Annotated in this window: 6 protein-coding genes and 1 pseudogene; 2 read left to right on the top strand and 5 right to left on the bottom strand. The window is 65.1% G+C overall.

Features of this window, described 5'->3' with window-relative positions; all coding sequences use genetic code 11:
- Positions 1–414: 414 nt before the first annotated feature.
- From K789_RS0106650 to K789_RS0106635, 4 genes are all read right to left on the bottom strand, one after another.
- Complete coding sequence (locus K789_RS0106650) at positions 415–1,395, bottom strand: ABC transporter permease (protein WP_024366078.1); 981 nt, start codon at positions 1,393–1,395, stop codon at positions 415–417.
- Positions 1,392–2,381, bottom strand: coding sequence for an ABC transporter permease (locus tag K789_RS0106645; protein ID WP_024366077.1), 990 nt, complete (start codon positions 2,379–2,381; stop codon positions 1,392–1,394). Before K789_RS0106645 ends, K789_RS0106650 begins: the two co-directional genes overlap by 4 nt.
- A complete protein-coding gene (locus K789_RS0106640) occupies positions 2,374–3,885 on the bottom strand; it encodes a sugar ABC transporter ATP-binding protein (protein ID WP_024366076.1) in 1,512 nt (503 codons plus the stop codon). Before K789_RS0106640 ends, K789_RS0106645 begins: the two co-directional genes overlap by 8 nt.
- A 128-nt stretch (positions 3,886–4,013) precedes the next feature.
- The gene (locus K789_RS0106635) at positions 4,014–5,177 is read right to left on the bottom strand and encodes a sugar ABC transporter substrate-binding protein (protein ID WP_024366075.1); all 1,164 of its coding nucleotides are present in this window, start codon (positions 5,175–5,177) and stop codon (positions 4,014–4,016) included.
- Positions 5,178–5,652: 475 nt separating this feature from the next.
- Here K789_RS0106635 and K789_RS0106630 point away from each other — a divergent pair, with 475 nt between their 5' ends.
- Complete coding sequence (locus tag K789_RS0106630; protein ID WP_128081576.1) at positions 5,653–6,681, top strand: helix-turn-helix domain-containing protein; 1,029 nt, start codon at positions 5,653–5,655, stop codon at positions 6,679–6,681.
- A gap of 185 nt (positions 6,682–6,866) precedes the next feature.
- Positions 6,867–8,048 (top strand): annotated as a pseudogene (locus K789_RS0106625) (DUF5719 family protein); the annotation flags it as partial.
- A gap of 60 nt (positions 8,049–8,108) precedes the next feature.
- Here the strand turns inward: K789_RS0106625 and K789_RS0106620 are convergent.
- Complete coding sequence (locus K789_RS0106620) at positions 8,109–8,645, bottom strand: metallopeptidase family protein (RefSeq protein ID WP_024366072.1); 537 nt, start codon at positions 8,643–8,645, stop codon at positions 8,109–8,111.
- Positions 8,646–8,698 lie beyond the last annotated feature (53 nt).

The raw sequence follows: 8,698 nt of genomic DNA, 5'->3' as shown, positions 1-8,698 counted from the left end.
GGCGGTCGGAGCAGACTAGCCAGCCGCCGCATTCAGCACGGCGGATCCCGAGATGCCCGCGACAACCGCGGGAACCATGGATGGCGGGATCCTGGGGACGTGTCACGCGGCGGGAAAGTCCATCTGCGCGCGCTTCGGCTAGGGAATGTCGCTCCACTCGAAGCCCTCAGGCAGCAGGTCGTGAGGCCGGATGCGGCTCGCCTGGTTCAGGCTCGAAGCCCTCGCCCCCAGATTGGGGCCCCGGGACCGACGACAGCGTCACCGGGGCGGTCTCAAAATCCTCAGCGCCGGGGTCGGCGGGCCATGCTTAAGGCCATCCAAAGGTCTGTCGCCGGGTCATTGCAATGACCCGGCGACGCCCCCTGCAGAATCGGAGGCGCCGCCGGAATCAACTGCCCGAGGTCAGTGACGTTCTCAGGCGACAGCCAGGTGCGGACGGCGCCTCTGCAAGGATGCCCTATAGGCGACCGCCTTCGAGATGGCGAATTCCAAGAGGATCACGACCAGAAGGAGGACGCCCGTGAACAGTTCGGTCACGAAGGCCTTGACCCCGATGGAAGACATTCCCGCAGCAAGGACCGCGGTGATGGCGATGCCGAACGCGACGTTGATCATGCCGCCGCGCCCTCCAGTGAGGCTGACTCCGCCGATGAGAACTGCCGCCAGCGCCAGAAGGAGCATGTTTGCCAGACCATCCGGCGTTGCAGACCCGCCCCGGAAGGACGACAGCGCCCCGGCCAGGGCGCCGCATCCACCGGAAATGGCAAAGGCGAGCACCAGACGCGACCTGAGCTTGACTCCTGAGGCGACGGCTTCCTGCCGGGCTCCGCCGATCGATGAGATCTCGCGGCCCCACCGTGTCCGCGACAGGAAGATGCCCAGAACGGCGAGCACGGCGATCGTTGTGAGCGACAGAGGCGTGAAGACCCAGATCCGGACCATGAGCGCATCGCTCAGCTTGTAGTCGGTGAGGGTGACCGGGACGCCGTCGGTAGCCAACCAGGTGGCGCCGCGGAGCAGGATCAGCGTTCCAACCGTGAACACGAGCGAGCTGATACCCAGCCGTGCAATCACCCAGCCTTGGAGCGAGCCGAGCAGCACTCCCACGACTGTGGCGATGAGGATGCTCGCTATCAGGCCGAGGCCTCCGAGTTGCACGGCGATCGCCCCTGCAAATGCGGCCATGGAGGCGACGGAAAGATCGAACTCGCCGGCGATCATCGTCACCGCCAGTCCGGCCGCGATGACACCGAGCGGGATGAGTCGTTCGAGCGACGAGAACAGGGCAGCTTCCCCGCGAAAGCCGGGTGAGACCATCACCATGGTGCCGACGACCAGCAGGAGGACGACTATTTGGAGCGAGTACTTAAGGAAGAATTCCTTGGCTGCGTTCATCGGGTACTGACCTTTCTGAGAACGTGAAGAGCTACCACGAGCACCACGACGATGCCTCCAACGAGGAAGACACGCCAGCCGTTGTCGAGGCCGTGCAGGAGCATGATATTTCCCAGGGCCACGATAAGCAGCGCACCGAGCGCGGACCGGGTGGGGGATCCTTCGCCGCCTGATACGGCGGTTCCGCCGACCAGAACCGCCGCGATGACGTCCATGGTGAGTCCGGCCAGGTCGTTGGCCTGCATCTGATGCAGCTGTGAGGCGTTCAGGGCGCCGGCGACTCCGAGGCCAACCCCAAACGCGATGAAGGCCCAGATAGTGGTGGCCGGGGGAGAGATGCCGCTGTTCCTGGCGGTGGCGCGGTTGGCGCCCAGGAGGTGGATGTTGCGTCCGATCAGGGTGTGTTCGGTGAGGAACCACGCAACGGCCGTGAAGAGCACGAAGATGTAGACAGGCAGCGGGATTTCCAGGAAGTTCCACGTTGCCAGCCACGCCACGTCCACACTGCCCGCGGTTACCACGGCGCCCTTGGTAGCGATCGCCACCAGGCCATAGATGACCGAGCCCACGGCGAGGGTGGTGATGACGGGGTTGAGTCCGGCGCCGACGATGAGGCCCTGCATGATCCCCAACGTCACCGAGACCGCGACGGCGGCGCCGAGCCCAGCCAGCGTCGATCCGGTCAGGCCTGACACCGCAAGGAACACAATGCCGGCAAGAACGGTGGAGGACGCGATGCCGAGTGAGAAAAAATTGCCGGAAATCGTGATCGCAGTCATCGAGACAGCGATGATTCCGACGATGGAGGTATTGATCAGGATCGCTCGAATATTCGCAAAGGTGGCGAAATCGGGCGTGCTGATGGCGGACGCGATGAACACCGCCGCCAGGAGAAGCGGGAGCGTGTAGCTGTTGACGAAGCGGACGACGCTGCCTCTGGTTGGCCGGGCGGTGAAGTCGGCGGCAATGCTTGCTGTACTAGTCATGATTCGCATCCTCACGGTGCATTACTTCGCGGACGAGGGCGGATTCGGTCCACTCGCCTGCGGGTCGGATAGATGTTTGTTCGCCGCGGAAGTAAGTGGCGATCGTGTCGGAGAGGCCCAGGATTTCGTTGGTGTCCGAGGAGCTGACGATCACGCCTACCCCCGAGTCGCTGAGTCGCCGAAGCTGGGCGTAGATATCGGCACGCGCGCCGATATCCACGCCGCGGGTGGGCTCCTCAACCAGCAGGACGCGCGGACTAATTCCGAGCCATTTGCCCAGGGCCACCTTTTGCTGGTTCCCGCCCGAAAGCGTCCCCACGTTCGAGTTCATGCGTTTGACGTCGATGGCGAAGTGCGAGGCGTAGCGGTTTGTCTCGTCGACTTCCTGCCGGGCGCTGACGAACCCTACGGCGGACAGCCGGTGCAGCCAGGGCGACGACAGGTTCCGGCGGATCGGTACTCTCGCGAAGATACCGTCCTTCTTCCGGTCCGCGGAGCAGTAGGCAACGCCGGCCGAGATTCCGTTCTGCCTGCCGCGGGTGTTAAGCGGCTGGCTGTCCAGGAGAACCTCCCCGGAGACGATCTCGCCGACGCCGGCAAGTGCCTCCATCAGCTCCGCAGTTCCCGAGCCGAGCTGCCCGGTCAGGCCCAGGATCTCACCGCGCCGGAGGGTCAGGTTGATCTCGGAACGGAGCTCGGGAATCCGGAGCCCGCGTGTCTCCAGCACGACTTCACCGACCGCCGCGGATTTGCCCGGATAGAGGTGGCCCAGCTCCCGGCCGATCATCTTCGCGACGATCGTCTCAACATCGAGCTCTTTGACCTCTAGAGGGGCCTCGCTCTTACCGTTGCGGAAGACGGTGACGCGGTCAGCAATCTCGAAAACCTCGCCCAGCCTGTGGGTGACATAGACGACGCTCCGCCCCTCCGACGCGAGACGCTTGACGGCATCGAGTACGCGGACGATCTCAGCGTCCGAGAGGGCTGCGGTCGGTTCGTCGAAGATGATGACCTTGGCGTCCCTGGCCAGCACGCGCGCGATCTCAAGAAGTTGCATCTCCGCAACGGAGAGTTCCTCGACCGGTGTGGAAGGGTTCAGCCCGGCAAGCCCGACGCGCTCAAGGATCGCGACGGCGTTGTCGTTCAGTCTGCGGGGGCTCCACCACCAGGGCGTGCCCTGCTGACCGAGCACGAGGTTCTGGGCCACGGTCATGGTTCCGACCGTGCTGAACTCCTGCTGGACGACGGCGATCCCGGCCGCCTGTGACAGCGAGACGCTGGAGATATTTGTCGGGGTTCCATCGATCTCGATGGAACCCTTGTCGGGTGAGACGAGGCCAGAGATGACCTTGACGACGGTGCTTTTGCCGGCGCCGTTCTCACCCAAGAGGGCCATGACCTCGCCGGCCCGGAGTTCGAAACGCACGTCCGAGAGGGCGTTCACTGCCCCGTAAGACTTGAAGATGCCGTTCGCCTCAAGGCGAAGGGGAGTGCTTCCAGTCATTCGTTTCTCCTAGGTTTGCAATGCGTGGCGCACAGGGCGCGCATCAGATGGGTGCGGAGCCTCGGACAGCTCCGGTGGTGGGAGGTATCCGAGGCTCCGCGGTTGGGGTGGACTCCAGTTGAGGGGTCCTATTTGCCCATCAGCTTGTCGAACGAGAGGCCCCAGATGTCGAAGGAGGCATTGTTCTCGGCCGTCACTTGGGGATTCATCATGTATGTGGCCGTGTGCGGGGCTTCGACCTTGAGTTCAGGCTTGGTCGCCGACGATTCGATAGTGACGTCGCCGGACTGCACCTGGCCGGTGGCGATGTACTGCGCGGCGGTCCGGACCACGAGGGCTCCCTCGATCACCGGGGACTGCAGGGTGGCGGACCAGATCTTGCCGCTGCGCAGGTTGGTCATGTCGCCAGAGGAGGTTCCGGTGATCAGAATGACGTCCTTACCCGGCTTCAGCCCGTTCTGCTCCAGCGCCTGCACCACACCGTTTGCCACGTCGTTACTGTGTGCGTAGACGATGTCGATGCCCTGTCCGAGGAAGCGGGGGATGACCTGGCTGGCTGCCTTGAAGCCGCCCTGCGCGTCAACGGTCGGGGTGGGTTCGACGGCGAGCATGTTGAAAGCGCCCGGCGTGGCTTCCGCGAAGGCTTTCTCGCGGTCATCACCGGCTGCGTACCCGGCGGTGAACCGGATCTCGACGACGTTGGGCTTGCCGCCGGGGCCGTGGAACTTGACCCCTTCGGCCTTGAGCTTCTCGACGGCGGCGAGCGCGTTGGCTCCGGCTTCCTTGCCGATGCCTGTGTCCGAGACCCCCGCGTAGGCGGTCACGTACTTTGACGCTTCCGGCGTGACCAGGTTATTGAACTGGATCACAGGTGCCTGCGCGGAAAGGAGGCGAATCGAGTTCGTTGCGGCGGCGGCTCCAGCCGGCCACATCAGCACCGCGGCCGCACGCTCACCGGTGGCAAGCCATTCCTGGACTTGCTGGTCCTGCTCGGTCTGGTCCCAGTTGTTCTCGACGATGTTGACGGTGTAGTTCAGGGCTTTCGCCTCGTCCTTGATGGACTGCGAGGCAGCCGCCAGATAGACGTTCGAGGTCGACGGCATGAAGACCTTGAGGAGAGCGCCGCTTCCATCCGTCGTGCCGGTGCCGGTGCCTTTGCCTTGGGACGCGGCCGGGGCGCCCGGGGCGGCGCTGCTGCTGCTGGTGCTGCATGCAGCGGTAGAGGTGAGAAGGCCGGTAGCGAGGACCGCAACGGCGATCTTTCGCCATGTGCGGGCATACGAAAAATGCATGTATCTATGCTCCTTTGAATAGAGTGGGTGAGCGGGGTTGAACGCCAGAAATAACGCAGAGCGTCAGGGTTTTCCTCATCGGCGGTTCGTGGATATGTTCCACGGAATCAGGTGCGGCCGAGCCGGACCCGTTCCTGACCTAGTCGCAGGACAAACCCGAGTTCTAGGATTCTTGCGCGGATTAGCACCTGAATCCGTGCCCTGTACAGAACTTGAACATTGGTCCGCGGGTCGGACTCGCCGATTCCATCAGTCCTTTAGCCCGTTCGTTCGTTCGGGCATCAAGGAGGGCTGCCGACCGTGGGGTCCGGGCCTCTCAACTCCGCTGCCCACCCGCCGGGGTGGGGCTTCAGCAAGAGTGTTGGTGGGTCAAAGTGTTCAATGTTTGAACAATTTGCCCGTGGAGCTGAACGCGATTGTGGGTTATGTCACACTTGAAGGATGCCGCTCATGACGTCGACAGGGGACAGTCAAATTGACCGGCACCAGTTCAGCGTGTGAAGCGGAGTTGCTCGCGCCCGGCTGGACGATTCCATCACACGCAATGACGCGGAGGAACAACAAGATGTCGAATTCGGCCGAGGAGCAGTTGTCTCTCTTGAAGGTAGCGCGAAGAGCCATCTCCTCGACGCAGGAGGCACTTGAAGGGACTACGACCTGGCTGGCCCTTACTGACGCCGATGGAAGGGTGACCTACGAATGGGCAGCAGCTCCGAGCCTGCGTCGGCACCTTGCGCGCGCAGATGTAACGGAGGGCGCCGACCTCGCCCAGGGTTCTGCGGGCACGAATGGAGTGGGTGTCGCGCTTGCGACCCGCGCCTCCACCATTGTTCAAGGCACCGACCACCTGGATGAGCGCATGCACAACCTCGTCTGCGCAGCGAGCCCGGTCCTGCACCCAATTACGCGAAAACTTCTCGGCGCCGTTAACGTCACGTGCCTTGCCGGCGAGCCGAACCCGCATCTGAAGATTGCGCTCAACATGCTGCTGACCGGCATTCAGGATTCGCTGACCCGCCTGTCCCGCGCCCGCCACCAGCGGCTTCTTGATGCCCATTTGCGCGTGAAAGCTGGAACGGGCGCGGCCGTCATTACACTGGACCGTTACACCATGATCGCCGAGGATGGTCTCGGCGGCCTGTCTTTTGATCGAGAACAGCTGTGGCACTACGTCGAAGAGGCAGGACCCTTCACCAAGGAGTTTGTCCTGCCCACCGGCGTTCGTGCGCAGATCGTGCCCGTGATGCCTCCCAGGACTGCGGAGGGCTGTTCATTGGTGCTCAGCCGTCTGAGTGTCGCAAGCCTTGCTGGATCGCACGTGAAAGGTTCCAACGCCGGGCCCCGGACGGTAGTCCTGCCCGAGCTGAGCCAGCTGGAGCTGGCCGAGCGGGAGATCATCGCATCGGTGCTAAGGGAGTGCCGCGGAAACAAATCGGACGCTGCAGAGCAACTTCGCATCGCACGCGGGACGCTCTACGAGAGAATCCGTCGATACGGACTGTAGGGTCCGACCGCCAGCTGCACGCCCTGATCGCCGGCCGGCAGCCCGCGCCTAACTCCGTGTCAGGAATGTGCTCGATTTCCCCAGCCCAGTCCCCATGCGAAAGCACGGCCACCCTGTCGGATGGCCGTGCTTTCTGAGTGCAGCAGTTCCCAATGGAGGGGGTGCCGGAACTGGTACCGAACCCTGCCGGCGTCGTGTCCCAGCGGGGCGTCGATGGCGTCAGCGTCATGAGCGCCGATGCCCAGGGCGACCGCCAGCCCGCCGCCGGAGCCGTCGTGCGCTACACAGCAGAGGACGGTGACCTCCGGGGTTCGGCGGCGGCAGCCTGCCAGCAGCCGGCCAACGACCTCTGGCTCGTCGGCGCGAACACCGCGCTGGGCCGGACGGCCGTGCTGAACCTCAGCAACACCTCCAGCAGCCCGGCCACAGTCAGCCTCGACCTCTTCGGAGCCAAAGGCCCACTCCAGGCCCCGGGCAGCCGCGGACTCCTCGTCGCACCGGGCACCACACGCTCCGTTATCCTGGCCGGGCTCGCCCCGGGGCAGGAGCAACTCAGCGTCCGGGTGCGCAGCGCCGGCGGACCGGTGGCAGCAGTTATCCAGCAGAGCGTGTTGCGGGGGCTGACGCCCGGCGGAGTGGAGTTCATCGCCCCCGCCACGGCTCCGGCGCTCCGCCAGGTGGTCTCCGGTGTGGACATCCAGGACCCCGCCGGGCTGGCGGATCTCGCCGGGAAGTCCGGTTTCGCGGATGCCGGACCTGCCCTGCAGATCACGGTGCCGGGGTCCGCCGACGCCGTCGTCGCGATCAAATTGTTCGGACGGGACGGCCAGAAAGCCCTGCCCGGCGGCGGTGTGGTCACGGCGAAGGCTGGATCCGTCACCCAGGTCCCGCTCGCCGGCGTGCCGGCCGGGCCGTACACGGTGGCCGTCAGTTCGGACGTTTCATTCACCGCTGCGGCGCGTGTCACCAGGGGCCTCAAGGCCGACGATGCCTCCGACTTCGCGTGGTCGGCGGCGTCGGCGAGGTTGGGAAGCCAACACGTTGTGCCGGTCCCGGGCACGGGAGACCGCTTCCTCATTTTCGGCGCTCCCGAGGGCCGGGCCACGATTTCCTACACGCCGATCACCGCGGACGGAAAAATCCGCGCGGCCGCGGCCGCCGACATCGCCGGCGGCACCACCGCCTCCATCAAGGTCCCTGCCGAGGTCGAGGGCTCACCGCTTGTCGGCTACCTGGTGTCAGCCGCGGGCGATCCCGCCTACGGCGCGGTCCTGCTGCAACAGGACGGCAGGCAGGACATTTCAACGATTGCCATTGCCCCCGGGGTGGCGGGCCAGGAACAGGTCCCGGTCACACTCGGCTACTGACATGGCCCGGCCGGCGCAGTTCCGGCCAGCGGTCTGATAGCGCCGGCCCGGCAGCGCGGCCTAGTAGCGCCGGCGGTAGACAGGGTCCAGTGACTCCGGCGGCACGCCCAGCATCTCGGCCGTGTACTCCACGACGACGTCATGGACCAGGTCCTGAAGTTCCTCGCGGGTCGCGCAGGCCTGCTCGACGACCCGGCGGTACAGGGTGATCACCGGCCCCTCGTCCGCCGTGGCGGGGGCGTAGGAACCCATGGGGGCAGGAGCGCGGTCCGCCACGAGCTGTTCGAGCCCCGGCGGAATCTCATCGACGGCGAAACGGACGCCGTCCAGCGGCTTGCCCCAAATGTCGTGCAGCCGCTCGGCCGAGTCGAGGACGAAGTCGTCGAAGCGGTCGGAGCGGGTACGGTAGCCGGGCAGCGTGGGCAGCATGATCTCGCCGCGGAGCCCGCGGCCGTGCCGGTTCCTGCGCCGCTGGCGGAAGCCCCGAGCCGCCGTGGCGCGCCCTGAACCTCCCGCTGGGGAACCGGCGTCGTGACGTCCGGCGTCGCTTTCAGCCAAGCGGACCGTAAAACCCGGATCGTGGTGCGATGACTGCATATCTCGACTCTAAACCCGGCGAATGGTTTACGCGATACGGACCTCCCGACCCG

The sequence above is a fragment of the Arthrobacter sp. TB 26 genome, assembly GCF_000427315.1.
GTDB lineage: Bacteria > Actinomycetota > Actinomycetes > Actinomycetales > Micrococcaceae > Arthrobacter.
This window is presented reverse-complemented; position numbering and strand designations above follow the sequence as displayed.

Coding starts and splice junctions, on each gene's coding strand:
- K789_RS0106650 (WP_024366078.1), bottom strand. CDS start 1,395: ATGAACGCAGCCAAGGAATTCTTCCTTAAGTACTCGCTCCAAATAGTC.
- K789_RS0106645 (WP_024366077.1), bottom strand. CDS start 2,381: ATGACTAGTACAGCAAGCATTGCCGCCGACTTCACCGCCCGGCCAACC.
- K789_RS0106640 (WP_024366076.1), bottom strand. CDS start 3,885: ATGACTGGAAGCACTCCCCTTCGCCTTGAGGCGAACGGCATCTTCAAG.
- K789_RS0106635 (WP_024366075.1), bottom strand. CDS start 5,177: ATGCATTTTTCGTATGCCCGCACATGGCGAAAGATCGCCGTTGCGGTC.
- K789_RS0106620 (WP_024366072.1), bottom strand. CDS start 8,645: ATGCAGTCATCGCACCACGATCCGGGTTTTACGGTCCGCTTGGCTGAA.